Raw genomic sequence first — 25,070 nt, forward strand, 5'->3', positions numbered from 1 at the left:
TTCTCCCTTCTCCGGTGCGGGTGGCTCAGACGCCGCCGAAAGCGGAACCGAACGATCCGGTGTCGACCTGGAAATCGCCGGTCAGGCTCAGCGCGCGGCCGTTTTCCGCGTCGTTTTCGAAGTACTTGTTCGCCGACGTCGTCAGGTTGTCGGCCAGTCCGTGGCCGCTGGTCGTCAGCCGCTGGTTCTGGGCGAAGCGGTCCGGTTCGATGCCCTGGAACATCCGCCCGCCCGCGCCCTTCCAGACGCCCTCCAGGCCGGTGTTCCCGGCGTTGAGGCTGGTGTTCCGGTTCGCGACCTCCTCGTACAGGCCACGCCAGGTGTCCGCGATCCCGCGCATCTGCGTCGGATCGCCGTTCATGAAATTGAACCCGGTCACAAGACCCCTCCTTTCGCGTTCACGGGGAACGGTCGTCTCCCCACGTCCGCCGACGCTAGTTCTTCCGGCGGGCGATACCGGCCGCGCGGCACGTTCCTGCCACGGCCGCCCGGAATGCCCGCCGGACGCGGAAGATCGGGGCCATGGCGACAGTCCTGGTCAAGCGGCCCGCGCGGAAACCGGCCCCGGAGATGCCGGCCGGCGAGCTGATGCTGCAACCGCCGCCGGCGATCCCGGCCCCGCCCGGACGGCAGTGGGCGCAGGTGTTCACCGTGCTGCCGATGCTGGCCATGATGGCGTCGACGCTGCTGCTGTACTCCGGAAACCTCGGCGGTTCGGTGCGGTTCGCGGTCTACGGGCTGATGGGCGTCGGGATGCTCGGCATGCTGCTGACCGGACTGCTGCAGGGCGGCGGCCCGAGCAAACGGGAAATGGGCCAGGCGCGGCGGAAATACCTGCGGCATCTGGCACAGCACCGGGTGCGGCTGCGCCGGGCGGTGCGCAGGCAGCGCACGGCGATGGACTACCTGCATCCGGAACCTGCCGCGCTGTGGTCGCTCGCGGCGAGCTACCGGCTGTGGGAGCGGCGCAAGGACGACGAGGACTTCGCCGTCGCCCGGATCGGCCGCGGGCCGCAGAGCCCGGCGCTCGCGCTCGTCGCGCCGGACACCCTGCCGCTGGAAGAGCTGGAACCGTTGTCCGCGCTGGCGTTGCGCCGGTTCCTCGCCGCCAACCGCACGGTCGGCGGGCTGCCGCTGGCGATCGCGGTCAACGGGTTCAGCCGGATCCACCTTCGCGGGGACCGCGACGCGGCGCTCGGCATGCTGCGCGCCGTGCTGGCGCAACTGGCCACGCTGCAGTCGCCGGACGACTTGCGCATCGCGGTGTGCGCGAGCGAGGACCGCCGCGCCGACTGGGAATGGCTCAAGTGGCTCCCGCATTCGCTGCACCCGGCCCGGTCGGACGCGCTCGGCCCGCTGCGGCTCGTCGTCCCGGCCGTGTCCGCCCTGGAATCGATGCTGGAGGAGGAACTCGGCGCGCGGCCGCGGTTCGATCCCGGCCAGCAGGTCAGCGTGCCCGGGCCGTACCTGGTCGTGGTGCTCGACGGCGGCGAGGTCGCCGGGTCGGACCACCTGATGACCGGCGGCGGCGTGGAGGGCGTCACGGTGTTCGACCTGACGACTCCGCCGCCGCGGGCGCTGACCCGCACGGCCGTGCTGCTGTCGGTCGAGTCCGACGGCGCGCTGTCCAGCCGCACCGCCGACGGCGACGCACCGCTCGGCCAGGCGGATTTCCTCGCCGCGGCCGCGGCCGAAGGACTGGCCCGGCAGCTCGCGCCGCTGCGGCTGAGCTCCGGGATCCGCGACGCGCCGATGAGTTCCGAACTCGGGCTGGCCGAACTGCTCGGGCTGGGCGATCCGTACGACCTCTCGCCGGAGGAGACCTGGGCCCCTCGGCCGAACCGCGACCGGCTGCGGATCCGGTTCGGCATCCAGGAGGACGGCGCCCCGATCGACCTCGACCTGAAGGAGTCGGCGCAGGAGGGCATGGGCCCGCACGGGCTGCTGATCGGGGCCACCGGCTCCGGCAAGTCCGAACTGCTGCGGACGCTCGTGCTGGCGCTGGCGATCACGCACCCGCCCAGCTCGCTGAACTTCGCGCTGATCGACTTCAAGGGCGGCGCGACCTTCACCCGGCTCGACAAGCTCCCGCACACCAGCGCGGTGATCACCAACCTCGCCGAGGAACTGCACCTGGTCGACCGGATGACCGACGCGATCAACGGCGAGCTGATCCGCCGCCAGGAACTGCTGCGCGCGGCCGGGAACTTCTCCTCGCTGCGCGACTACGAGAAGGCCCGCCAGGCCGGGGCTCCGCTGCCGGAGGTGCCCACGCTGCTGGTGATCTGCGACGAATTCTCCGAACTCCTTTCCGCCAAGCCCGATTTCATCGACCTGTTCGTCCAAATAGGACGGCTGGGCCGTTCGCTCGGCGTGCACCTGCTGCTCGCGTCGCAGCGGCTGGACGAGGGGCGGCTGCGCGGGCTCGAGGGCCACCTGTCCTACCGGATCGGCCTGCGGACCTTCTCCGAGATGGAGAGCCGGGCGGTGCTCGGCGTGCCGGACGCGTTCAAGCTGCCGCGCGCGCCGGGGAACGGCTTCCTCAAGGTGGGCACGGAATCGATGGTGCGGTTCCGCTCGGCCTACGTGTCCGGCGTGCACCGCCGGACCAGCCAGTCCGGCGGACCGGTCAGCCCGCCGGAAGACCTGGTGCTGCACGAATACACGACCGCCTACCACGCGCCCGCGATCGACGACGGCGGCGCCGCCGAGCCCGAGCCGGAACCCGAGGCCGCGGTCGGCGAGACGCTGCTGGACATCATGGTCGACCGGCTGGTCGGCCGCGGCACGCCCGCGCACCAGATGTGGCTGCCGCCGCTGGACGAATCGCCGTCGCTGGACGAGCTGCTGCCGGACCTGGTCGCGCACCGCGAACGCGGGCTGACCGCCAACTCGACCGAGCTCGCCGGCGCGCTGCGCCCGGTTCTCGGGCTGGTGGACCGGCCGTACGAGCAGCGGCGCGATCCGCTGACCCTGGACCTGTCGGGCGCCGCAGGACACGTCGTGGTCATCGGCGGGCCGCGGAGCGGCAAGAGCACCGCCCTGCGCACCTTGGTCCTCAGCCTCGCGCTCACGCACACCCCGCGCGAGGCGCAGTTCTACTGCCTCGACTTCGGCGGCGGAACGCTCGCGTCGCTGGAAGGGCTGCCGCATCTGGCCGGGGTGGCCGGGCGGCTGGACACCGGCGCGGTCCGCCGCACGGTTTCCGAGGTCGCCTCCCTGCTCGCCCAGCGCGAACGGCTGTTCGCCGAGCACCGGATCGACAGCGTCGCGACGTTCCGGAAACGGAAAGCCGCCGGCGAGTTCCCGGACGACCCGCACGGCGACGTGTTCCTCGTGGTCGACGGCTGGCTGACCTTGCGCAACGACTTCGACCAGCAGGAGGAGCTGGTCGGCGACATCGCCTCGCGCGGGCTCGCCTACGGGATCCACGTGGTCGCCGCGTGCTCCCGCTCGTTCGACCTGCGGATGAACGTGCGCGACCTGTTCGCCAGCAGGCTCGAGCTGAAGATCAGCGACCCGATCGATTCGATGATCGACCGGCGCGCGGCGATGGGCGTGCCCGCGGACCGGCCCGGCCGGGGACTGTCCGCGAGCAAGCACCAGATGCTGATCGCGCTGCCGCGCATCGACGGCGGGCACGGCGCCGACGACCTGCCGGACGGGATCGCCGGGCTGGTCTCGGCGATCGCGGACGCGTGGCCCGGCGCGGCGGCCCCGCCGGTCCGGCTGCTGCCCGGCGTGCTCGCCTACGACGAACTCCCCGCCGCCGACCGGCTGACCGGACCGGACGCCGGGCTCGCGATCGGCGTCCACGAGCACGATCTTTCGCCGCTGCGGCTGGACTTCGCGAACGATCCGCACTTCTTCGTGCTGGCCGACACCCAGTCCGGCAAGACGTCGTTCCTGCGCACGGTGGCCCGCCGCATCTGCGCCGCGTACTCGCCGGAGCAGGCGCGGATCGTGCTGATCGACCACCGGCGGGGGCTGACCGGCGAGATCCCGCAGGACTACCTGCTCGGCACCGGCACCAACGACGCGCACAGCATCGCGCTGATGAACGAGGTGGTCACCCGGCTGTCGCGGCGGCTGCCCGGGCCGGACCTCACGCCCGAGCAGCTGCGGGCGAAGAACTGGTGGCAGGGCGCGGAGATCTTCGTGCTCGTCGACGACTACGACATGGTGGCCACGCACAAGGACCACCCGCTCATGCCGTTGCTGCCGCTGGCCGCGCAAGCGGGCGACATCGGCCTGCGCATCGTGCTCGCCCGCCGCACCGGCGGCGCGGGCAAGGGCCTGTACGAACCGGTGCTCAACCGGATGCGCGAGGTCGGCGCGGCCGGCGTGCTGATGTCCGGCGACCGCGACGAGGGCCCGCTGCTCGGCGGGATGCGCGCGCAGGTGCTGCCGCCCGGCCGGGGCTGGCTGGTCGACCGGCGCGGGAACAAGGGGCTGGTGCAGCTGGCCTGGTCGCCGCCGCGCACCTGACCGGACCGGCCACTGTGGACAGACGAGCGGACAGACGAGGAGAGCGCGATGGCACCACCGGACAGAATGGCGGGCGTCCCGGCCGCGATGGAGCGGTTCGCCGAGAACGCGGGAAACCTGGCCCGGATCCCGGTCCCGGACCTGGTGGCCGGGCGGGGCGGCGGAGGCTGCGGCAGCATGGTGAACGGCCACGAATCCGTGCTGGACGCGGACAGCACCACCACCGACCGGCTCTACCGGTTCCTCACCCAGTTCAAGGAGACGGTCAACGCACTGGGCACTTTCGCCCACCACGCGGCGCAGAACTACCGCTTCACCGACGAAACTAACAGAAACGAACTCGCGAGGGCCGCCTTCGACGATTACACCCGCACCGAGTTCGGCAAGATGACCGGCGACGGCCTTCCCGCCGTGCTGCCTTCGCTCGTTTCCGGTCAGCAGCACTAGGAAGCGGGCGACCGGCATGATCGACTACCGCAGCATGAAGCTCGGCGAACTCCGCGACCTGATCGTGGCGGAGGCCGACCAGCACGTGCCCTTGCTCAACGCCGCTTCGGCGATGTGGACCGAGATCCGCCCGTGGCTGGCGGCGCGAGCGGCCGAACTGGACCGGATGCGCCTCGACCTCGGCGCCGCCTGGACGGATTTCGCGGGCACCGCCTTCGACGCCGAGGCGCTCAAAGTGGTGCGGGTCGCGCAGTCCTGGACCGACGAGATGGCCGGCGGCCCCGAATCGGGCGGCCCCTGGACGACCAGTACGACCACCGACGCGATCAGCAAGGCGATCAACGGCCTGATCGGCGCGATCAACGGCGCGCGGGCTTTCGCGGACGCCAAAATGGCGAGCCTGCCGCGGGACGCGTCGGACTCGGACGCGGAGACGGCGCGCAACGCGGTAGCCGTCGAACTGGAGGGCCTGGCGGGGCACTACCGGGAGGTGGCTTCCCAGCTGTTCGCCGCTCCCGGCAGGCAGTTGTCGGGGGACCCGAAGGTCGGGTTGGCTTCCCCCGCGGATCAGCCGGGTCCGGGTCCGGCCGCGCCGAACAGCGGCGGCGGCGATCCGGACGCGGCGAATCCGCGGGAAAGCCCGTCGCCGCAAGAAGTTCCCGATCCGGACGATCCCGCGCAGACCCCGGCGGGCGACTCGCCCGAATCGCCGCTGGAGACCGCGAAGAACGCGGCCGACGTGGCGGGCAAGGCGCTCGACCTGGCGAAGAACGCGGGCGGCGCCGGGGGAAACCTCGCGCAGGTGCCCGATCCGGTGAGTACCGCGTTCGACCCCGCCGAGCTGTATCAGCCCGCGGACTTTTCGCCGCTGCCGCAAGCGGATTCCGGGCTGCCGGGGCTCGCGGGCGCGGTCGGCGGCGGCGCGGGAGCCGGCATCGGCGGCGGCGGTGTCGGCGGCCCGGCGGGGGCGGGCGGGGGACTCGGCGGCCCGGTCCCGTCCAACGTGGCGCAATCCGCGCTGTCCGGCGGAACCCCGCCGGTCGGGTCGGTGACGACGGCCGGGGCCGGAACCGCAGGCAGCAGCGGCATGCCGCCGATGTATCCGCCGCAGTCCGGGGCCGGACGGGGCGGCGCTGGTTCCGGCGGAATCCGGCCCGGGGCGGCCGAACAGGTCAACGCCGTGCGGTCGCGGAAGGCCGACGGCAAGACCGGAGTGGTGCTGGCCGGACGGGACGCCGAAGGCAAGCGGAGGAAACCGGTCCCGGCGAAGGCGCGCAAGAAACCGCAGCCCGCGGTCGAGAGCGCGCCGGCCGAAGTGCTCGACGAAGAGTTGTGGCAGGTCGGCAGCGCCGGCCCGGAACGCAGTTACCGAACCTGAGGAGGGGAAAGATGTCCGACGCATCGTTCATCAAGGGGAATCCCGAGGCGATGGCGGTGTTCTCCGCGCAGACCAAGGCCCCGGCACCGCCCGCGTCGCTGGCCAGGCTGGGGGAGCCGGTCAGCCCGCTGGGCACGGTCGAGGGAATCCTGATGGCCGTGCTGGACAAGGCCGCGACCGGCGTGGTCGGTGCCTACATCGGCAACACCAGCGAGGACCTGACGACCATTTCGGCGAAGGTGAAGGCCGCCGCCGCGCAGTACAAGGCGACCGATCTGATCAACAGCATCGACCTGGCGACGTCCACGATGAAGCTGGCCGACAAGGGAATCGGCGTGCTGAAGCAGTTCTCCGGTTCCGGCAGCGGGAAAACCCCGGGCGCGAGCACCGGCACTGGCACCGGCGGCGCCGCGCCGGAACATCCGTCCGCCCCGGAATCCGTCTGAAGAGGAGTTGACCGGTGATTCCCTACAACGTGCTGCTTCCCGATTTCCACAAGGCGATGATCGACGCCGAACAGGCGCACATCCCGACCCTGCGCTCGGCCGCGACGATGTGGTCGGAGGTGCATGCCTGGAGCCAGACCGCCGCCGCGGAACTGCGTCGCAACGCCGGGACCGTGACCCTGGCCGGCTGGCAGGACAAGGCCGCGGATTCGTTCGAGGCCAAGGTCGGCCGGTCGATCGCCGACCTGACGACCTGGAGCGACCGGATCGCCGCGTCGCAGGTCTCGACGCAGCTGAACGCGCTGGCCGACACCCTGCCGGTGACCCAAGGGCTGGTCGAAGGCTTCTACGCCGAATACGCCGCTGCCCGGATGAACCCGCTGACCTGGGAATTGGCTTTGCAGGCCTGGCAAAGCTCCGCGACGGTGATGAACGAACTGGGCGCGCAGTACGACGGCGCGATGCTCGCGGTGTGCGGGGCGGCGGGCGTGACGAACCCGGCGGACCTGATCCCGAACTTCGCCATTTCCTCGGCCGACGCGGTGAAGACTGCGGACGCGGCGGTGAACCTGCTGACCGAAGTGCAAAGCCTCGCCCAGGCCGCGGGCATCGGCGGCGGATCGGGCGCTTCCGCGGACCTGTCGAAGCTGACCGGCGGGGTGAACCTGAACGGAGCCGCGAACGCGCACGGCCTGAGCCTGAACCCGGAGGACTGGAAGTCGGGGCAAGGTCTCGCGCTCGCCGGACTGGGTCCGGGCTCGCTGTCGCCGGGCGACCTGGGCGGCGCGCTAGGCGGGATGCCGGGCCTTTCCCCGGCGGGCTCCGCGCCGGTCGCCTCGGGACTTCCGTTCGGCGCACTGGGCGCGGCGGGCGCGGGACTCGGCGCGATGCCCGCGATGCGTTCCCCCGCGGCGAAACGGGGCAGCGCGGAACCGGAAGGCACGGCGAGTGGTTCGGCCCGGGGAGGCGCGGGCGGAATGCTGCCGCCGATGACGCCGCACGGCATGGGCGCCGCCACCGCCGGAACCCTGCGCCCGGGCGCGGCCGAGAACACCGACGGCCACTCGGCCGGCGGACGCCGCCGTTCCACCGCCCACGACGGGGTGACGGTCGCCCTCCGGGGCCGGACCGGCGGCGGTCCGGAGGCCTCGGCTCCGGGCCCGGGCCGGTTCGGCGAATCGGGGACGGGCACGGTGGAGCTGATCGCTTACCCGGACGAACGCTGAGCGGTGACGGCCGGGCCGGGTTTCTCGGTCTGGCCGTCAGGTTGCGTGAGGGAGGGGGAGTTCGCGGGGGCGGAGTCGATCGCCTTCGCGGACGAGCGGTGACGGCCGGGCCGGGCTTTCTCGGCCGTCAGGTTGCGTGGGGGAAGGGAGTTCGCGCGAGCGGAGTCGATCAACTCCGCGGACGAACGTCGACGGCCGGGCCGGAATTCCTCGGTCCGGCCGTCAGTCTGCTCGCCGGAAAGGGGAGACCGCACTGCGCGAGCGGATCAACCTCGCAGCCGAACCGAACCCCCGGGCCCGTCCCTCACGCCGCCTGCGGGAAGCGGAGTTCGAAGATCGCCCCACCCTCGTCCGCGTTGTACACCGACAGCACTCCGCCGTGCGCTTGCGCCACCCAGCGGACGATCGAGAGCCCGAGGCCCGACGAGCCGCCCGTGCTGCTGAAGCGGTCGAACGCGTCCGCGGCGGTCGACGGGTCGATGCCGGGGCCGTGGTCGGCCACCGTGACCGTGCCGCCGTAGACGGTGATGTGCACGATCGCTTCCGCGCCCGGCTGCCTGCCGTAGCGGACGGCGTTGTCCAGCAGGTTGCCGACCGCGCGGCGGATCAGGGTCGGGTCGGCGTTGACCTTCGTCGGGGCCGCGGTCACGGTCACCTGCGCGCCTCCGGTATGCGTGCTCTCCGCGATGTCGGTGACCAGCTGGTCGAGCCAGACCGGTTGCAGGTGCAGCTGTTCGACCCCCGCCGCGAGCCGGGCGCGGACCAGGAGGCTGTCGATGATGCTGCCCATGTCGGACGCCAGCTGCACCGTCCGCGGCAGCAGCGCGGCGCGCTGATCCGGGTTCGCCTGGGCGGTTTCGGCCAGCGCGCGCAGGGCGGCGACCGGGCTGCGCAGGTCGTGCGCGGTCTCGGCGAGCAGCACTTCCTGTTCCTGCAGCGCCGCCGCCGCGGGCCGGATCGACCGGCCGGACAGCAGGTGCCCGGCGAAGCCGAGCACGGCGATCAGCAGCACGCAGCCGCCGACCACCAGCAGCACGAACCGGGTGTGCGCGGACTGCGTGCCGGTCAGGTCGGCGACCGCGACGACCGCGCCGAGGTACTTCCCGGACGGGTTCAGCAGCGGCTGCGCGCGCACCAGCACGGAACGGCCGTCGGTGCCTTGCTGGTAGCCCTCGACCAGGCCGCCGGTGCGGATCGCGTCGGCGGCGAGCCCGTTGAGCACGCCGGTGTCCATCGGCACGCAGGTGCGGTTCGAAAAATGCGGCCGGAAGGTCTGCGCGCCGCCGGGCAGGATCGCGAACTGGGGGCAGCCGTTGTTCAGCTCGTCGCTGTTCACCAGCGCGAAACTGACCACGCCGCCGTCGTAGCCGACCTGCCTGCTGACCGCCGCCGTGACGCGGTCGAGGCTCGCGGTGGTCTCGGCGATGCCGCGGCTGGCGTCCTCGTCGATCACGATCCAGGCGAGCACGATCAGCCCGATCGCGTTCATCGTGGTGAACAGCGCGGTGAGGACCCAGCGGAGCCGGCGCAGCCGGTCGGCGGCGGAGCCGTTCACCGAACGCCGAGCCGGTAGCCGAGACCGCGCACGGAGTGGACGAGTTCCGGTTCCCGCAGCTTGCGCCGCAGCCGTTTCACCACCGCGTCGACCGGATTGGACTTGTCTCCCATCTCGTCCGCGGCCGCGGCCCAGCAGTGCTCGAGCAGTTCGGCCCGGCTCACCGCCTGCCCGGAGCGGACGAGCAGGTACTCGAGCACGGCGAACTCCTTGTTCGACAGGGTGAGCAGCACGTCGGCCCTGCGGACCTCGCGCCGCGCGCAGTCCATCACGAGGTCGGCGTGGCGGAGCACCGAGGGCCGGTCGGACCCGCTGCGCCGGCACAGGTTCAGCACCCGCTGGGTCAATTCGGCCATGGCGAACGGCTTGACCAGGTAGTCGTCCGCGCCGTGCTCGAACCCGGCGACGCGGTCGGCGGGCGAATCGCGCGCGGTGAGGAACAGCACGGGCGTGTGCCAGCCCTGGCGGCGGAGCGCGTCGACGTAGCCGAGCGCGTCGCCGTCGGGCAGCATCCGGTCGAACACCGCGCAGTCGTACCCGTGCGCGCCGAGCGCTCTCCCGGCGGCGGCGAGGTCTCCGCAGACGTGCACGCCGAGCCCGGCCGCGCGCAGCTGCGCGGCGACCGCGACCCGCATGTTCTCGTCGTCCTCGACGACCATCACCGTTGTCATCCAAACCTCAGGTGTCCCGATGGAAAGTTAGCGCATGCAGTTTCAACTACTCGGTCCGCTCGAGGCGCGCCCGTCGAGCGGCACCCGCATCGAGCTGAGGGCGACGAAGCCGGGCGCGCTCCTGGCGTTGTTGCTCCTGCACGCTAACGCCTGGGTCCGAGTCGATCAGCTGATCGGCGGAATCTGGCAGGAACAGGCCGCGCCTGCCTCGGCGCTGCGCAATCTGCGCAGCTACGTGTGGCAGCTGCGGCAGAGCGTGGGGGAGCGGCTGGAGAGCCGGCCGGGCGGCTACCGGATCAAGGTGCTGCCGGGCGAGCTGGACACCGAACTGGTCGAAACGCTGGCGGAGTCCGGCCGTGCCGCGCTGGCCGACGCGGAGTACGAGACCGCCGCCGAGCGGCTGTCGGCGGCGCTGGGGCACTGGCGGGGAGAGCCGTTCGAGGGCCTCGAGTTCGACGGCGCGCGAGCGGCCGCGGCGAAATGGGAGGAGCGGCGCGCGGAGATCCGCTGCCTGCTCGCCGAGGCGTATCTCGCGTCGGATCGCGCGGCGGACGCGATCACGCTGCTGCGCGAGGTCGCCGACCGCGACCCGCTCCGCGAAAGCGGATGGGTGCGGCTCGTTCTCGCGCTGCAGCGAGCCGGCCGCCCGGCCGAGGCGCTGGCCGCGTTCGAGCACGCGCGGAAGCTGCTGGCCCGCGAACTCGGACTGGAACCGGGACCGGAACTCGTTGCCGCGCAACGAAAAGTGCTGCAGGCCCGGCAGCCGGGCACCGGCGCGAAGCTCAGCCTGGTCGCGGGCGGCGGTTCCGCGCCGCGGCCGGCCGGGATCGACGGGCTGCTGGCGTCCGCGACGAGCGAGGTGCTGATCATGTGCAGCACCGCCGGGCCGGGACCGGCGGACGCGGTGCGCCGGCTGGGCCAGGCGACGCTGCGGCCAGGCGTGCGCTACCGCGTGCTGTGCCCCGATTCGGCGCGGCTGTCCGGCGCGCTCGGCGGTCTGGCGATTGCCGGGGCGGACGTGCGGACCGAGGCCGGCGTGCCGATGGACGCGCTGGTCGTCGACCGTGCGGCGGCGGTGCTGCCGGACGAGCGGACGGGTTCGTCCGCCGCGGTCTTCCGGCTGCCCGGCGTCGTCGCCGCGACAGCCGGGCTGTTCGACCGGATCTGGCCCGACGCCGTGCCGCTGATCCCGACCGGCCTGGACGACCGGGACGGCGCCGCCGGGCTCACCCGCCGCGAACGCGATCTGCTGACGCTGCTGTGTTCCGGCAGCACCGACGAATCCGCTGCGGCCCGGCTGGACATCTCGGTGCGCACCGTCCGGCGGATGGTCGCGGACATCATGAACCGGCTCGGCGCGCGCAGCCGGTTCCAGGCCGGGGCGAAGGCGGCCGGGCGGGGCTGGCTGATGGCCGAGGCGGGCTGATGACGACGCCGAACGCACGCCGGCTCCTGGTCGCCGACCGGCCCGGCGCGTACCCGACGATCGGCGAAGCGCTCGCCGCCGCCCCGGACCACGCGGTGATCGCCGTCGCCGAGGGCCGGTACCGCGAGGTGCTCGAGCTGTCCGGCCTGCACGTGACGCTGGCGGCGGAATCCGGGGCGCGGGTGATCGTGGACGGCGGCGGGTCGGAGCATCCGGTGCTGCGCGCGACCGGCGGATCCCTGACGCTGCGCGGGATCGAGCTGCACGCCGGGGAGGCGGCCGCGTTGTCCGCGGAGAACGCGGAGCTGGTCGTGCGCGACTGCTCGATCACCGGCGGGCGCGGGCCCGCGGTGCGGATCGAGGGGACGGCGGCGTTCGAGCTGACCGGTTGCTCGCTCAAGGCGGTCGAACAGGGCGTGCTGATCGAAGGCAGCCCGGGAAGCCTGGCGGACACCGTAGTCGAGGAAGTGACCGGCGACGGCATCGTGATCGGGATGGGCGCCGCGCCGGTGCTGCGCGGCTGCACCGTGTCCGGCTGCGGGCTGCGCGGGGTCTACGTCTACCAATACAGCCGCCCGGTGCTGGAAAACTGCGCCGTCTCGCGGACCGGTTCGGACGGGATCGCCGTGGCGCAGCACAGCGCGCCGGTGCTCCGGAAGTGCACTGTCCGGGATTCGCGCGGAGTCGGCATCGCGTTCGCGGCCGGATGCGGCGGCACGATCGAGGAGTGCCGGGTGGACAACACCGCCGAGCCGGGCATTCGCCTGGCGGAAGGCGCGAATCCGGCCGTGGTCGAGGCGAGGGGGCCGGCCGGTTCCGGGGCCCCGGACGAGCTGCTGGCCGAACTCGACACGATGGTCGGGCTCCCGCGGGTGAAGGCGGAAGTGCGCTCGCTGGTGGACGAACTGCAGGTCAACGAGTGGCGGCGGAACGCGGGTCTTCCGGTCGGCGGCGCGAGCCACCACCTGATCTTCGCCGGCGCGCCCGGCACCGGGAAAACGACGGTGGCCCGGCTGTACGGGCGGCTGCTGCGAGCGCTGGGGGTGCTGCCGCACGGCCAGTTCCGGGAGGTGTCGCGGCGCGATCTCGTGGGCCAGTACATCGGGCACACCGCGGAGAAGACCGCGACGATCTTCGAAGAGGCGAGGGGCGGGGTGCTGTTCATCGACGAGGCCTACACGCTGTCGCGGGCGGGCTCGGCGGGCGGCGACTTCGGCCAGGAGGCGATCGACACGCTGGTCAAGCTGATGGAGGACCACCGGGACGAGGTGGCCGTGATCGCGGCCGGGTACACGAAGGAGATGGCCGGGTTCCTGGCGGCGAACCCCGGGCTGGCGTCGCGGTTCGGCAAGACGATCGAATTCGAGAACTACACCCCCGGCGAGCTGCTCGACATCATCGGCCGGATGGCGGCCGGCCAGGACTACGCCCTCGACGGGGCCGCGGAACCGGTGCTCGCGGAGCATTTCGCGCGGATCTCCGGCGACGAGAACTTCGGCAACGCCCGCGACGCGCGGCGGTTGTTCGAGGGCGTGCGGAAGTCGCAGTCCCAGCGGTTGCGGCTGCTCGGCCGGGTGCCGACGCGCGAGGAGCTGCGGAGCCTGAGCATCGCCGACGTCGAGGCGGCGGTGGCCCGCTAACCTGGGCTTCGTGCGGGTGCTGGTGGTCGAAGACGATGACAATCTGCGGACGGCGCTGGACGTTTCGCTGCGCGGCGCCGGATTCGCCGTGGACGCGGTGGCGGATCTGCCGGTCGCCGACGAAGCGCTTTTCGTCAACGCCTACGACTGCGTGGTCTTCGACCGGATGCTGCCCGCCGGCGATTCCCTCGGCTACGTGCAGTACCGCCGCCAGTCCGGCTGGCTGGTGCCGGTGCTGTTCCTGACCGCGCGCGACAGCACCGCCGACCGGGTCGAGGGCCTGCGCCTCGGCGGCGACTACCTCGTCAAACCGTTCGAGATGGCCGAACTGGTCGCGCGGGTGCGCAGCCTGTGCCGGCTGAGCCCCGGACCGCAGGCCCGCCCGGCCGTCCTGCGCCGCGGCGACGTGGAACTCGACGCGGGCACGCGCGAAGTGCGCCGCGCGGGCGTGCTGCTCACCTTGGCCCCGAAGGAATTCCTGGTCCTAGAACGATTGATGGCGGCGGGCGGTGCGCCGGTGCCGCGGAAGGAGCTGATCGAGCACGCGTGGGACCGGATGGCGGATCCGGAGTCGAACGTGCTGGAGGTGGTGGTCCGGCAGTTGCGGCGGAAGCTGCGGAGTGCCGAGCTGATCGAGACGGTTCGCGGGGTGGGTTACCGGTTCGCGGGGTAGTTTCTCTTCACAAGTGCGTCGGCGCCCAGCTGGCGCGGATCGAGATCGCGGAGCTGCTCTCGCTTTGCTGAAGCCGGAAGAACTGTTTCGAACCCGCCGGGGCCCGGCGGAGTTCCCCGGCACGGTTCACCATCTGAAAATTCCCTGCTGTGACAGGATTCGCGTCGGGTCGTCCGCGGCGCCGTCCCGCTGTTAACTTCCTTGACGTGACAACGAAAACAATGCGCGCGGTAGTCCACGGCGGCGAGACAGGACTGGGCGGGGTGCGGGTCGCTGAGGTGCCAGTGCCGCGCCCAGGTCCGGGCGAAGTGGTCGTGCGACTGAAGGCCGCCGGATTGAACCACCGCGATCTGTTCTTAGTGGACAGTCGCGGTCCGGCCGACGAGGCGGTCGTGCTGGGCTCGGACGGCGCGGGCGTGGTGGTCGAAACCGGCGCGGAGGCCGAGGTCGCGCTCGGCAGCGAGGTCGTCGTCAACCCGACGCTGGGCTGGGCCGAACCGGGCGACGTGCCGGAAATCCCCGACATCCTCGGGGTTCCGGCGAACGGCACGCTGGCGGAGTGCGTCGTCGTCCCGGCGGGGAACGTCCTCCCGAAACCCGGGCACCTGAGCTGGACGGAAGCCGCCGCGCTGCCGCTGGCCGGGCTCACCGCGTACCGGGCGCTGTTCACCCGCGGCGGCTTGGCGGCCGGGGAACACGTGCTGTTGCCGGGCATCGGCAGCGGGGTGGCGACGTTCGCGCTGAAGATGGCGAAAGCGGCCGGGGCGACAGTCAGCGTCACCTCGCGCAGCCCCGGAAAGCTGGCCCGGGCCCGGGAATTGGGCGCCGACCGGACGATCGGCAGCGGGGGAGACTGGTCCGCCGAGCTGGGCGCCCCGGCGGACCTGGTGGTGGACAGCATCGGCTCGGCGACCTTCGACGCCTGCCTGTCCGTCCTGCGCCCCGGCGGACGCATGGTGACCCTCGGCGCGACCACCGGCGCGGACGTCGCATTGTCGTTGCGCGCCTTGTTCTTCCGGCAGATCAGCCTGCTGGGCACGTCGATGGGCAGCGCACGCGAGTTCGAGCGGATGCTCGCGCTGGTGAACGAACACCGGCTGCGTCCGGAGGTGCACCAGGTCTACGAGCTGGCGGACGGCCCGCGGGCGCTCGCCGACCTGGCGGCGGGCGATCAGTTCGGGAAACTGGTGGTAGCGATCGGCTGACCCGGCCGGATGCCACCAGCGTCCCGAGGCGATCAGTTCGGCAAGCTGGTGGCGGTGCCCGGCCGGACGCCGATCTCCCGTTCGCACACCGCGGCGATCCGCAGCAGCCGCGCGTCCTCGAAGTGCCTGCCGGTCAGCATCACCCCGACCGGCAGGCCGTCGGCTTCCGCCAGCGGCATGCTCAGCGCCGGGTGCCCGGTGAGGTTGGCCGGCGCGGTGTTCGCGAGCACCGCCCAGCCTCGCCGGATCCGTTCGACCGGCGACGAGGCCTCGACCGGATACGGCAGTCCGGGCGTGGTCGGCGTGAGCAGCGCGTCGACGCCGTCGAGGGCACGCGCGTATCCCCGCACCAAACGAACCCGCGCGTTCTGCGCGAGCGCGTACCACTCGCCCCGGTAGGTTTCCTGCAGGTGCGAACCGGCGAGCAGGACGGCTTTCGCGGCCACGCCGAGATCCCCGGCCCGTTCGCGCCAGCCGCGGGCGAGCCCGCGTGCCAGCTCCGGCCAATACCGGCCCTGCCACTGGTACCCGTTCCCTCCGGAGGCCAGCAGCGCGGCGGTGCCTTCGACGGTCGTGCCGAAGCACAGCGCGCCCGCGTCGGCGAGTTCCGGCAGGTCCACCGGGACGACGGTGGCGCCGAGTTCGGTCAGCGCGGCCACCGTCAGCTCCAGCGCGGCCTGGACCTCAGGTGCGGTGCCGGAAAGTCGGACCAACCCCAGCCGCACCCCGGCGAGCGAGGCCGGAGCGTCCGCGACCGCGGCGGAACAGCCGGCCGGCGGCGGCAGGTCGCGCTGGCGGGGGTCCTCGCCGTCCGGACCCGCGAGGACGTCCAGGACCCGGGCGAGGTCGGCGGTCGTGCGGGCGAGCGGGCCGAGGTGGTCGACGGTGTGGTCGATCCCCAGCGTGCCGGTCGCCGGAACCAGGCCGCGGGTGGGTTTGAGGCCGAAAAGACCGCACCAGGCCGCCGGGACGCGGACGGAACCGCCCTGGTCCGCGCCGACCGCGACGTCGACTCCGGGGTAGTGGAGCGCGGCCGCGCACCCGGCCGACGAGCCGCCCGCGGTGCGCGCCGGGTCGAACGGGTTCCGGACCGCGCCGCCCGGTCCGGTGTCGCCGCCCGCGGCGAGGCCGAGTTCGTCCATCCGCGCGGTCGCGACGATCCGCGCCCCCGCGGCCCGCAACCGGGCGACGACCGTGCTGTCAGCGTCCGGCCGGAAGTCCGCGAGCAGCGCGGAACCGGCCGTCATCGGGACGCCGGACACCGCGACGCAGTCCTTCACCGCCGCCCGGACCCCGTCCAGCGCACCGGATCCGGTCGGTTCGGCGTCCGTCCACCAGGACACCGCGTGCAGCGGATCGTCCTCTGTTGACGGAGCGCGCACCGGCCGGGGCGGCGCGGCCGAGGGCTCCGGCCGGGGCAGCGAGCCGACCGTCTCGAGGATCTCCGCGACGAGTTCCTCCGCCGCGGCGAGTTCGGCCGGGCTGACCGGCAGGCCGAGCCGCTCGGCCTGCCTGCGGTTGTCGGGAGCCTTCACCGCAGCGCCCGCCCGGCGGCGACCACCAGCGGGTCGCCCCCGCGATGGGGTTCGCGCACCCAGCCCTCGTGCCAGCCGGACATCTGCTGCATGGCGATGTCGATGGTGCCGAAATACCACTTGCCGCCGACCTTGCGGAATTCGTCGGAGTACCAGCCGGTCATCACCACCGGTTCGTATTCGCCGGAGCCGTCGGTGCGGGTCATCGTGGTGAATTCGAGCAGGTCCCACCGGCCGTGCGCGGTGTCGCCGGACGGGGCCACGCCGATCACCGGGTTGACCATGAAATGCGCGGCCCACGGCATCATCCCAGCGACGCCGGAAAACCACTTGTGGATCGCTTCACGCCCCTGGTGCTCGCCGAACACGTTGCTGCGCCACACGACATCCCCGTCCGGGGCGAACAGCGCCAGCAGCGCGTCCGGATCGGCGCCGAGGTCGCAAGTGCGCGCGTACTCGCTCTTGAGCCGCCGAATCGCTTCCAGGTCTTCCAGCCGCTGGACGCGGGCGAGCAGGTCGTCGTTCATGCCGGGGTCCTTTCCAGGGCAACGGATGCGGTCTTGCAGACGGAATGGCAGGCGCGTTCGGCGGCGCAGCACACCGAACAGACGCTGCCGCGATGGAACGGGCAGGAGACGAAATCCGCGCTGGCGTGCCGTTCGGAACACACCACGCACTCCACGAGATCCTCGGCGGCGATTTCCCCGGCCGTCGAGGCGACGGAGTAGTACCGGCCCTTCGTGGCGAGCGCGATCGCGGGCACCAGCACGAACGCGGCGGCCGCGGCGATGAACGGAGCCAGCGTCATGCCCAGCGGCCCGAACAGCCCGAAGGCCGGGGGAGCGGAGACGATCAGCGCACCGGCGATGGCGCCGAGCCCGACCGGGTTGAACGCCGGCTGCCGCGAGCGGCGGTACTCGAACTGCGGCGGGGAAAGCCGCAGCAACCGCTTGTTGATCGTCATGTCCGCGACCACGCAGGCGATCCACGCCAGCATGAACACGCCGCCGAAGGTGAGCACCGCGTTGAGCCGGCTGTAGAGGTCGCCGAACATCGCCGCCGCGCCCAGGACGACGGTGAGCACCACGAACCAGTGCCGCCCGGGCGTCACGCCGAACACCCGGCAGAAGAACCCGGCGAACTGCAACGAGCCGGAATAGGCGTTGCTCAGGTTGATCCGCAGCTGCGTGGTGACGACGAACAGCACGCCCCACACGCCGAACACGCCGGGCAGGTACTTGCCGGGGTCGGTCTCGCCGAACCGCAGCGACAGCCACGCGCCGAGCAGCGTCGGGCCGAGGAAGGTCACCGCGGCGAACACCGGACCGACCACAAAGGACCCGACGCGGCGGCGCTTCGCCGGGATGAACCGGCCGAAGTCCGCGGCGACCGGGATGGTCCCGGCGACCCCGAACGCGGCGGCGAGCAATTGCAGCACCGGCGGGCCGGCCGCCGGATCCGCGCCGCCGGCCGGGCGGTAGGACCAGAAGCCGACGTCGGCCGGAGTGTGCGCGGCGTGCCAGACGGTCAGCGCCATGAAGACCGCGAACACCGGCAGCGTCACCCACATCAGGATGTTCACCAGCCGCAGGCCGTACCAGGTCAGCGGGATGAACACCGCGCCCGCCCCGGCGTAGACGGCCCACGGCGGCGCCGATGGCCACTGCGCCATCACCGCGTTGGCCATGATCGAGCCCTCGAAGGCGAAGAACAGCACCGAGTTCACCGCGAAGATCAGCGACGTCACGGTGGAGCCGAGGAAGCCGAACCCGGCGCCGCGGGTGAGCAGGTCGGAGCCGAGCCCGGTGCGGGACGCGGCGCTGGTCCACAAATATGCCAGCGCACCGACGACGACCGTGGCGAGCACCAGCCCGAGAACGAGGTTGGCGGTCCCGTAGGCGCGCACCAGGGTGCCGCCCCACGAGAAGAAGAACATCGCGGTGGTGATGCCGAACATGACGCCGAACAGCGACGGCACGCTCCACTTCTGGTAGCTCGGCGGCACCGGGCGCAGCGCGTAGTCCTCGCGGTTTTCGGCCCACGCTTCGGTCATGGCGTTCCTCCCTGGAGGGAGTTGTGCCGGGTCTCGGGCGTCAGGAACGCCGCGACCAGGCTGATCAGCGCGCCCCCGGCGAGATACCAGGCGGGCGCGTAGGTGCTTCCGGTCGCTTCGAGGATCGCGGTGGCGACCAGCGGCCCGGCGCCGCCGAAGAGGACGACGCCCGCGTTGTAGCCGATTCCGACCCCGCTGTAGCGGCGGGCGGTGGGGAACAGTTCGGCGAACAGCGCCGGCTGCGGCCCGAGCATCAGCGCTTCGCCGACCACCATGACGCCGAGACCGGCGATCAGGAACCCCAGCGAAGTGCGGTGCAGCAGGAAGAATCCGAGCGGAGCGGTCACCAGGACCCACGCCGCGCCGGCGATGAGGAACGGCTTGCGGCCGATCCGGTCGCACATCCGGGCGAAGACGACGGTGAGCACGATCAGGATCGTCATCGCGGCGAACCCGGCGACCTTGGCCCGCCCGGGCGGCACGTGCAGTTCGGTCGCCAGATAGGTGGGCCCGTAGACGAGCAGCACGTAGGTGCACATGGTCGGCGAGCAGACGAGCGCGGCGATGCGGACCATCGAGCGCCAGTCGTGCCGCAGGGTGGCCCGCAGCGGCGCGCGTTCGTGCTTGTCCTCGGCGGCGAGTTCGGCGTACGCCGGGGTTTCGCCGAGCCGCAGCCGCAGGTACAGCCCGACCAGCCCGAGCGGGAGCGCCGCCAGGAACGGGATCCGCCAGCCCCACGACTGGAGGTCGGCCGGGCTCAGCAGTTCGGTGCACAGCAGGCTGGACAGCCCGGCGACCATCATGCCGAGCACGATCGTGATCGTCTGCCAGCTGCCGTAGTACGCGCGTTTGCCCGGCGGCGCGCTTTCGATGATGTAGGAGACCGCGCCGGTCCATTCGCCGCCCGCGGACAGGCCTTGGGCCAGCCGCAGCACGAGGATCAGGATCGGGGCGGCGACGCCGATGGAGGCGTACGGCGGCACCGCCGCCATGAGCGCGGTGCCCAGCGAGATCAGCAGGATGATCGCCGACAGCGCGCTGCGGCGGCCGTACCGGTCGCCGATGTAGCCGAACACCACGCCGCCGAGCGGCCGCACCACGAAGCTGACGCCGAACACCGCGAAGGTCAGCAGCAGCCCGGCGGTCGGATCGGCGACGGGGAAGTAGAGGACGGCGATCGTGGAGGCGAGGTAGCCGTAGAGGACGAATTCGTACCACTCGATGAAGTTCCCGATGCACGCGGCGATGATCGACGTGCGCTGGGCTCGGGTGATCGTGGTGCGGACCGGGGCCGCCGCGGTGGTCATCGGACGCTCGCTTTCTCCGCCTCGGCGCCCCAGTCCGGGGCGCCGAGGACCGGGATCCGGTCGACGTGGTCGAGGTACTTGCCGAAGCCGACCTCGAGCCGGACCCGGCCGTACCGTGCGGTCACGACTTCGGTGCAGGGCAAGGCGCTGATCGGGTCCGAAGCGGACGGCCGGAGGACGACGTCGGCGGAGCCTTCCCAGCCCTCGCCGGGCAGCGAGGTCCGGAACGGGACGTGCACCAGGCGGCTGATGTCGTACCCGGTTCCCTCGGCGCTCGGGATGAGCTTCAGCGTGAAATGGCGGGCGAACCAGCCGGGGATCGGGTCGATCTCGCGGTGCCGCCGGGCGGCCCGCGCGGTGACGGTGACGACCTCGATGCCGTTCGCGGTCACGATCCGGCCGGTCGCGGCGGAACCGTCCTCGTCGAGCGTCACGGCGCGGGCCTGTTTCTTGGGCAGCCCGAAGATTTCCCGGCCGAGCGTGCCGTGGTTGAGGCCCTCGATGAAGAACGTGAGCGGGTACGCGCCCACCTCGTCGTGGCGGCGGCACTGGACGCAGACGCCGGCCTGCAGGTAGGGCGGACGCCGTTCCACCGTGCCGTCGGGAAGACGGAACTCGGCGCCGAGGAATTCGGCGACCCAAACGGCGGCGCGCGGATCGCCGGCCGGCGTGAGCGGGGCGGGCAGCAGCCCGGCGAGCACCTCGGGATCGGTGCGGTATTCGACGGTGAGCCAGCGCAGGTCCACCGATTCCGCGCCGACGCCGTACAGCGGCGCGAACGCGGGCATGGACACCGCGGGAAGGGCAGGGGGCATGGGAGTCTCCGGAGATCAGGCGCGGACGGCTTGGGAGATGGCTTCGGCGAGCACGTCGGCGGTCGGGATGACCGCGCCAGCGAGGACCGGTGCGGCGGGAATGCGGGCGGCGGGCGCGCCGACCCGGACCGGCGGGCTTTTCAGCGGCACCCCGGCTTCGGCGACCGCGGCCACCACCTCGCCGCCGAATCCGCCGATTGTGTGCGCTTCGTGGGCGACGACGAGCCTGCCGGTGCGGCGCACGCTTTCCAGGACCGCGTCGAGGTCGAGCGGCCGGACCCAGCGCGCGTCGATGACCTCGGCGTCGATGCCGTCGGCGGAAAGCCGTTCGGCGGCTTCGAGAACGCGGTGCTGCATGGCGCCCCAGGTCAGCACCGTGACGTCGGTGCCGGGGCGACGGACCGCGGCACCGCCGATTTCCGGGATCGGGCCGCCGACCTCGACCTCTTCCTTGCCCGCGTGATACAGCGTGCGGTTCTCGATGACGACCACCGGATCGTCGCACCAGACGGCGGAAAGAAGCAGGTCGTAGGCGTCCTGGTGGGTGGCCGGGAGACAGACGCGCAGACCGGGCACGTGCGCGAAGAAGGCTTCCAGGCTCTGCGAATGCTGCGCGCACGCGCCCGGCGCGCTGCCCTGCTGGGTGCGGACGGTGATCGGCGCGGACAGCGCCCCGCGCGACACGTAGCGGACGTTCGCCGCCTGGTTCACCAGCTGGTCCAGCGCCACCAGGGAAAAGTCGACCCACATGATCTCGGCGATCGGCCGCCGGCCGAACATCGCCGACCCGACCGCGCCGCCGAGGATCGCCGACTCCGAGATCGGGGTGTCGAAAACGCGGTCGCCGAACTGCTTGTGCAGTCCCTTGGTCACGCCGAACACGCCGCCGGGCTTGCCGACGTCCTCGCCGAACAGCAGCGTTTCAGGCCGTTCGTCGAGCGCGCGGCGCAACGCGGCGTTGACGGCCTCGGAGTAGGACAGTTTCTTCGTCTCAGGCATACAGGTGCTCCAGAACGGTCGAGGGATCGGCGATCGGGTCGGCGAGGGCTTGGGCGGAGGCGTCGGCGATCTCGCGGCGCACCCGCTCGACCACGATGTCCACTTCGGACTGTGCGACGCCTGCCGAAAGGAGGTCCCACAGCAGCGCTCCGATCGGCTCCGCGGCGGCGGCCGCGTCCAGCTCCCCGGCGGGGCGGTAGTGCTGGGCGTCGCCGATGTAGTGGCCGACGATGCGCTGGGTCATGGCTTCGAGCAGCACCGGACCTTCGCCGTCGCGGGCGCGGCGGGCGGCCTCGGCGACGGCGGAGCGGACGGCCTCCGGGTCGTTGCCGTCGATCCGCGCGCCCGGCATGCCGTAGGCGGACGCGCGCCGGAAAAGCTTGTCGATGCGCACCATGTCGGCGATGGGCGTCAGCTCGGAGTAGTGGTTGTTTTCCACCAGGAAAATCACCGGCAACCGGCGTACGGCGGCGAAATTCATCGCTTCGTGCACCGCGCCCTGGTTGAGCGCGCCGTCGCCGAACGCGGCGAGCGCGACCCGGCCGGAACCGTCGAAGGTCGCGGCGAGCGCGGCTCCGGCGGCGATCGGGGCACCGGCGCCGACGATCGAATTCTCGCCGTACATCCCGTGTTCCGGCGCGGTGAAGTAAGCTGAACCACCGCGTCCGCCGTTGATTCCGGTCTGGCGGCCGAGAAGCTCGGCGAAGAGCGCGCGCGGCGGGACACCGCAGGCGAGCGTCCAGCCGTGGCCGCGATAGGTGGGGAACACCGCGTCGCGTTCGAGGTCGAGCGCGGCGCAGGCTCCGACGTAAATGGCTTCCTGGCCGTTGCACAGATGGACCGAGCCGACGATGTCGCCGGTCCCGCGCAGGCGGGCGACTTCCTCTTCGAAGGAACGGATGCGCTGCATCGCCTCGAAATGGCGCAGCAGTGCGGCGGTTTCGGGCATGGGGGTACCCACTTTCGTTTTCGGGACAGGGAAAAAAGTCAGGAAACGTCGCGGCCGGACCACGTCGATTGTTCGGGCGTGGGCACGACCAAGCGTCCGGTGCGCAGCAGGCCGCTGGCCATCACGGCCGCCTCGCGGACTTCCTTGACCAGCCACGCCTGTCGTTCGACAAAACGGGGCTGCGGCACGGAAACGGTGAACGCGCCCGCCGGGACGCCGCCCTCGCCGAAGAACGGAGCGGCGACGCAGCACACGCCCGCGCTGAATTCCTCCAGGTCCAAGGCGTAGCCGCGGCGGCGGATCGCGGCGAGGTCGGCGGCGAGCGCTTCGTAGTCGGTGATCGTGTTGGGCGTGACCGGTTCCATCGGCACGCCGTCGAACATCGCGGCCACCTGCTCCTCGGGCAGGAAGGCGAGCACGGCCTTGCACGAGGCGCGGGCGTGCATGCTGCCGGTGTAGCCGACGTCGAGGTTGCCGACGTTCAGCGTGTGCAGGCCGGACAGGAAGTGCTGCAGGGTCAGCGTTCCGTGGTGCCAGCCGGCGACGTAGGAGGTTTCCTGCGTCTTGTTGTGCAGCCGGGTGAGGATCAGCGCCAGTTCCGGCGACGGTCCGGACCGCCGCTGCAGGTGGCGGCTCAGCGACGCCGCCCGCGGCCCGACGTCGTAGCGGCCGCCGGGCAGGCGCAGCAGGTAGCCGCCCGCGACGAGCGTGCGGAGCAGGTGGTAGCAAGTGCCGATCTTGATGCCGAGCTGGCGGCTCAGCACCTTCGCCGTCGCCGAGCCGTCCGCCGCCGCGACCGCTTCGAGCACCTGCAGGCCGCGCTCCAGCGTGTGCAGGACCGTCGTCGAACCGTCAGCCATCGCCCACCTCCAGCCGGGCCAGCGCCAAGGCGAGCACCTCCGTTGCCGCGACGACATCGCGTTCGGCGACAGACTCGTCGGGTGCGTGGGCCTTAGTGACTTCGCCGGGGCCGAAGATCGCCGTCGGAACCCCGCGCGAGCCGAAGTACGCCGCGTCCGAACCCGCGGTGAACCCGGTCAGGATCTCGGCGCCGGCGGCCTCCTGCTGCGCCGACCGCAAAGCGGCGACCAGCGGACTGTCCACCGGGGTTTCCCAACCGGGGAGACCTTCGTGGTCCCAGCGGACGACCGGCGGATGCTCGCGCAGCCAGTCGTCGGTGGCCGCGACTTCCGCCAGCACCCGCTCGACCTCCCGGCGGACCGAATCCGGGTCCTCGCCGGGTTTGAGCCCGATCCGGCCGGACATCGTCGCGAAGTCGGGCACGGCCGCACGCCAGCTTCCGGCGCGCGCGGTGCCGACGGCGAACGGGATGGCTGTCGGGACCTCGTCGAACAGCGGGTGCCGGTAGGAGGCCGACCGCTTGCGCGCGAACTCCGCCAGCGCCTCCCACACCCGGATCAGCAGCTCGAACGCGTCCACTCCGCGCCAGGGAGCCGAGGTGTGCGCGGCGACGCCGGTGACGTCGACGGTGAAGAAGAGCAGCCCAGTGCTGATCGGCACGATCGCGCCGTCGGTCGGCTCCAGCACGAGCGCCGCGACCGGGTCCGGCACCTCCAGCGCCGCCGCCCGGGTGCCGACGCCGGTGGTTTCCTCGGCCACGACGAGCTGGACCGCGACGTCGAACGGCAGCTCGATGCCCAGGTCTTCCAGCGCCGCCAGCGCGTAGAGGCCGGCCGCGATGCCGCCCTTCATGTCTACCGAACCGCGGCCGTGGACGTGCCCGCCCTGGCGCAGCCCGGAGTACGGCGGATGGGTCCACTGCTGCTCGTCGCCGGCGGGAACGACGTCGAGGTGCCCGTTGAGCACCACGCACGGAAGCCCGCGCCGCCGCGGATACCAGGCGACGAGGTTCTCCCGGGAATCCGGCCGCGGTTCGCCCCCGGCGAGGCCGGTCGGGCCGATCAGCTGCCTCGTCACCGGCCAGCCGCGGCCGGCGAACCAGTCCGCGTACACCCCGGCGACCCGGTCCTCCCAGCCGCTTTCGCTCGGCGCGCGCACCGTCGCGGCCAGCAGCTCCAGCAGGTCCTCAGCCACCGCGTCGACGCGCGAGCGCACGTCGTGCCCAGTCGGTCGAGGCATCGCCACCTCCAGTTCGCCGTCCCCGTCGTCGGATCGGCAAACTCTGCGCCGCCGGCCGGGCCCGGTGCAGCAAAGTGAACCCGTTTTTGGATTATCTGAAATTCGGCGCGCGGACGGAAGTGGCGCGGCCGGGCGGGCGCCTACGGTCCGCTGGACC

21 protein-coding genes are annotated in these 25,070 nt (G+C 72.1%); 9 read left to right on the forward strand and 12 right to left on the reverse strand.

The window, feature by feature from the left end:
• Positions 1-25 precede the first annotated feature (25 nt).
• Positions 26-379 carry a WXG100 family type VII secretion target gene (locus F9C12_RS00685; RefSeq protein ID WP_409180064.1) on the reverse strand — a complete coding sequence of 118 codons (354 nt, stop codon included), beginning with the start codon at positions 377-379 and terminating at the stop codon, positions 26-28.
• 143 nt (positions 380-522) lie between these two features.
• Between F9C12_RS00685 and eccCa the strand changes: the two genes are divergently transcribed.
• Genes eccCa through F9C12_RS00710 form a run of 5 tightly spaced genes read left to right on the forward strand, consistent with a single transcriptional unit; the run spans position 523 to position 7,985 of the window.
• Positions 523-4,488 carry a type VII secretion protein EccCa gene (eccCa, locus tag F9C12_RS00690; RefSeq protein WP_409464322.1) on the forward strand — a complete coding sequence of 1,322 codons (3,966 nt, stop codon included), beginning with the start codon at positions 523-525 and terminating at the stop codon, positions 4,486-4,488.
• A gap of 48 nt (positions 4,489-4,536) precedes the next feature.
• Positions 4,537-4,935, forward strand: coding sequence for a hypothetical protein (locus F9C12_RS00695; protein WP_409464323.1), 399 nt, complete (start codon positions 4,537-4,539; stop codon positions 4,933-4,935).
• A 16-nt stretch (positions 4,936-4,951) separates the two neighbouring features.
• Positions 4,952-6,313 carry a hypothetical protein gene (locus F9C12_RS00700; RefSeq protein WP_409464324.1) on the forward strand — a complete coding sequence of 454 codons (1,362 nt, stop codon included), beginning with the start codon at positions 4,952-4,954 and terminating at the stop codon, positions 6,311-6,313.
• Positions 6,314-6,324: 11 nt separating this feature from the next.
• Complete coding sequence (locus F9C12_RS00705; RefSeq protein ID WP_409464325.1) at positions 6,325-6,759, forward strand: hypothetical protein; 435 nt, start codon at positions 6,325-6,327, stop codon at positions 6,757-6,759.
• Between the two features lie 14 nt (positions 6,760-6,773).
• On the forward strand, positions 6,774-7,985 hold the full coding sequence (locus tag F9C12_RS00710; protein ID WP_409180069.1) for a hypothetical protein: 1,212 nt from the start codon (positions 6,774-6,776) through the stop codon (positions 7,983-7,985).
• A gap of 304 nt (positions 7,986-8,289) precedes the next feature.
• Here the strand turns inward: F9C12_RS00710 and F9C12_RS00715 are convergent, their stop codons facing one another.
• Both F9C12_RS00715 and F9C12_RS00720 read right to left on the reverse strand, forming a co-directional pair.
• Complete coding sequence (locus tag F9C12_RS00715) at positions 8,290-9,540, reverse strand: sensor histidine kinase (RefSeq protein ID WP_409464326.1); 1,251 nt, start codon at positions 9,538-9,540, stop codon at positions 8,290-8,292.
• Positions 9,537-10,211 (reverse strand): response regulator transcription factor, encoded by a 675-nt coding sequence (locus F9C12_RS00720; protein WP_409180071.1) that lies wholly within the window; start codon positions 10,209-10,211, stop codon positions 9,537-9,539. The genes F9C12_RS00715 and F9C12_RS00720 overlap by 4 nt, the downstream gene beginning before the upstream one ends.
• Positions 10,212-10,245: 34 nt before the next feature.
• Here F9C12_RS00720 and F9C12_RS00725 point away from each other — a divergent pair, with 34 nt between their 5' ends.
• The 4 genes from F9C12_RS00725 to F9C12_RS00740 all read left to right on the forward strand — a co-directional run bounded on the left by F9C12_RS00725 (position 10,246) and on the right by F9C12_RS00740 (position 15,155).
• Complete coding sequence (locus F9C12_RS00725) at positions 10,246-11,637, forward strand: BTAD domain-containing putative transcriptional regulator (RefSeq protein WP_409464327.1); 1,392 nt, start codon at positions 10,246-10,248, stop codon at positions 11,635-11,637.
• Positions 11,637-13,277 carry a right-handed parallel beta-helix repeat-containing protein gene (locus tag F9C12_RS00730; RefSeq protein ID WP_409464328.1) on the forward strand — a complete coding sequence of 547 codons (1,641 nt, stop codon included), beginning with the start codon at positions 11,637-11,639 and terminating at the stop codon, positions 13,275-13,277. Before F9C12_RS00725 ends, F9C12_RS00730 begins: the two co-directional genes overlap by 1 nt.
• 10 nt (positions 13,278-13,287) lie before the next feature.
• Positions 13,288-13,950, forward strand: a complete 663-nt coding sequence (locus tag F9C12_RS00735; protein WP_409464329.1) for a response regulator transcription factor — start codon at positions 13,288-13,290, stop codon at positions 13,948-13,950.
• A gap of 206 nt (positions 13,951-14,156) precedes the next feature.
• On the forward strand, positions 14,157-15,155 hold the full coding sequence (locus tag F9C12_RS00740; protein ID WP_409464330.1) for a zinc-binding dehydrogenase: 999 nt from the start codon (positions 14,157-14,159) through the stop codon (positions 15,153-15,155).
• A 32-nt stretch (positions 15,156-15,187) separates the two neighbouring features.
• On the opposite strand, the gene F9C12_RS00745 is transcribed toward F9C12_RS00740, so the two are convergent.
• From F9C12_RS00745 to F9C12_RS00785, 9 genes are read right to left on the reverse strand one after another with little or no spacing between them, the layout of a single operon-like run.
• On the reverse strand, positions 15,188-16,690 hold the full coding sequence (locus F9C12_RS00745) for an amidase family protein (RefSeq protein ID WP_409464331.1): 1,503 nt from the start codon (positions 16,688-16,690) through the stop codon (positions 15,188-15,190).
• Positions 16,687-17,217 carry a nuclear transport factor 2 family protein gene (locus F9C12_RS00750; RefSeq protein ID WP_409464332.1) on the reverse strand — a complete coding sequence of 177 codons (531 nt, stop codon included), beginning with the start codon at positions 17,215-17,217 and terminating at the stop codon, positions 16,687-16,689. Before F9C12_RS00750 ends, F9C12_RS00745 begins: the two co-directional genes overlap by 4 nt.
• Positions 17,214-18,743 carry a purine-cytosine permease family protein gene (locus F9C12_RS00755; protein ID WP_409464333.1) on the reverse strand — a complete coding sequence of 510 codons (1,530 nt, stop codon included), beginning with the start codon at positions 18,741-18,743 and terminating at the stop codon, positions 17,214-17,216. Before F9C12_RS00755 ends, F9C12_RS00750 begins: the two co-directional genes overlap by 4 nt.
• On the reverse strand, positions 18,740-20,050 hold the full coding sequence (locus F9C12_RS00760) for an MFS transporter (RefSeq protein ID WP_409464334.1): 1,311 nt from the start codon (positions 20,048-20,050) through the stop codon (positions 18,740-18,742). The genes F9C12_RS00755 and F9C12_RS00760 overlap by 4 nt, the downstream gene beginning before the upstream one ends.
• Positions 20,047-20,865 carry an acetoacetate decarboxylase family protein gene (locus tag F9C12_RS00765; RefSeq protein WP_409464335.1) on the reverse strand — a complete coding sequence of 273 codons (819 nt, stop codon included), beginning with the start codon at positions 20,863-20,865 and terminating at the stop codon, positions 20,047-20,049. The genes F9C12_RS00760 and F9C12_RS00765 overlap by 4 nt, the downstream gene beginning before the upstream one ends.
• A 15-nt stretch (positions 20,866-20,880) precedes the next feature.
• Entirely contained in the window at positions 20,881-21,864 is a 984-nt protein-coding gene (locus tag F9C12_RS00770) for an alpha-ketoacid dehydrogenase subunit beta (RefSeq protein WP_409464336.1), read from the reverse strand.
• Positions 21,857-22,813 (reverse strand): thiamine pyrophosphate-dependent dehydrogenase E1 component subunit alpha, encoded by a 957-nt coding sequence (locus F9C12_RS00775; protein WP_409464337.1) that lies wholly within the window; start codon positions 22,811-22,813, stop codon positions 21,857-21,859. The genes F9C12_RS00770 and F9C12_RS00775 overlap by 8 nt, the downstream gene beginning before the upstream one ends.
• Positions 22,814-22,851: 38 nt before the next feature.
• Entirely contained in the window at positions 22,852-23,673 is an 822-nt protein-coding gene (locus F9C12_RS00780; protein WP_409464338.1) for an IclR family transcriptional regulator, read from the reverse strand.
• A complete protein-coding gene (locus tag F9C12_RS00785) occupies positions 23,666-24,913 on the reverse strand; it encodes a M20 family metallopeptidase (protein ID WP_409464339.1) in 1,248 nt (415 codons plus the stop codon). Before F9C12_RS00785 ends, F9C12_RS00780 begins: the two co-directional genes overlap by 8 nt.
• Positions 24,914-25,070: the final 157 nt, after the last annotated feature.

The organism is Amycolatopsis sp. GA6-003 (genome assembly GCF_046267895.1).
Taxonomy (GTDB): Bacteria; Actinomycetota; Actinomycetes; order Mycobacteriales; family Pseudonocardiaceae; genus Amycolatopsis.

Coding starts and splice junctions, on each gene's coding strand:
- eccCa (WP_409464322.1), top strand. CDS start 523: ATGGCGACAGTCCTGGTCAAGCGGCCCGCGCGGAAACCGGCCCCGGAG.
- F9C12_RS00695 (WP_409464323.1), top strand. CDS start 4,537: ATGGCACCACCGGACAGAATGGCGGGCGTCCCGGCCGCGATGGAGCGG.
- F9C12_RS00700 (WP_409464324.1), top strand. CDS start 4,952: ATGATCGACTACCGCAGCATGAAGCTCGGCGAACTCCGCGACCTGATC.
- F9C12_RS00705 (WP_409464325.1), top strand. CDS start 6,325: ATGTCCGACGCATCGTTCATCAAGGGGAATCCCGAGGCGATGGCGGTG.
- F9C12_RS00720 (WP_409180071.1), bottom strand. CDS start 10,211: ATGACAACGGTGATGGTCGTCGAGGACGACGAGAACATGCGGGTCGCG.
- F9C12_RS00725 (WP_409464327.1), top strand. CDS start 10,246: ATGCAGTTTCAACTACTCGGTCCGCTCGAGGCGCGCCCGTCGAGCGGC.
- F9C12_RS00730 (WP_409464328.1), top strand. CDS start 11,637: ATGACGACGCCGAACGCACGCCGGCTCCTGGTCGCCGACCGGCCCGGC.
- F9C12_RS00750 (WP_409464332.1), bottom strand. CDS start 17,217: ATGAACGACGACCTGCTCGCCCGCGTCCAGCGGCTGGAAGACCTGGAA.
- F9C12_RS00755 (WP_409464333.1), bottom strand. CDS start 18,743: ATGACCGAAGCGTGGGCCGAAAACCGCGAGGACTACGCGCTGCGCCCG.
- F9C12_RS00760 (WP_409464334.1), bottom strand. CDS start 20,050: ATGACCACCGCGGCGGCCCCGGTCCGCACCACGATCACCCGAGCCCAG.
- F9C12_RS00765 (WP_409464335.1), bottom strand. CDS start 20,865: ATGCCCCCTGCCCTTCCCGCGGTGTCCATGCCCGCGTTCGCGCCGCTG.
- F9C12_RS00770 (WP_409464336.1), bottom strand. CDS start 21,864: ATGCCTGAGACGAAGAAACTGTCCTACTCCGAGGCCGTCAACGCCGCG.
- F9C12_RS00775 (WP_409464337.1), bottom strand. CDS start 22,813: ATGCCCGAAACCGCCGCACTGCTGCGCCATTTCGAGGCGATGCAGCGC.
- F9C12_RS00780 (WP_409464338.1), bottom strand. CDS start 23,673: ATGGCTGACGGTTCGACGACGGTCCTGCACACGCTGGAGCGCGGCCTG.
- F9C12_RS00785 (WP_409464339.1), bottom strand. CDS start 24,913: ATGCCTCGACCGACTGGGCACGACGTGCGCTCGCGCGTCGACGCGGTG.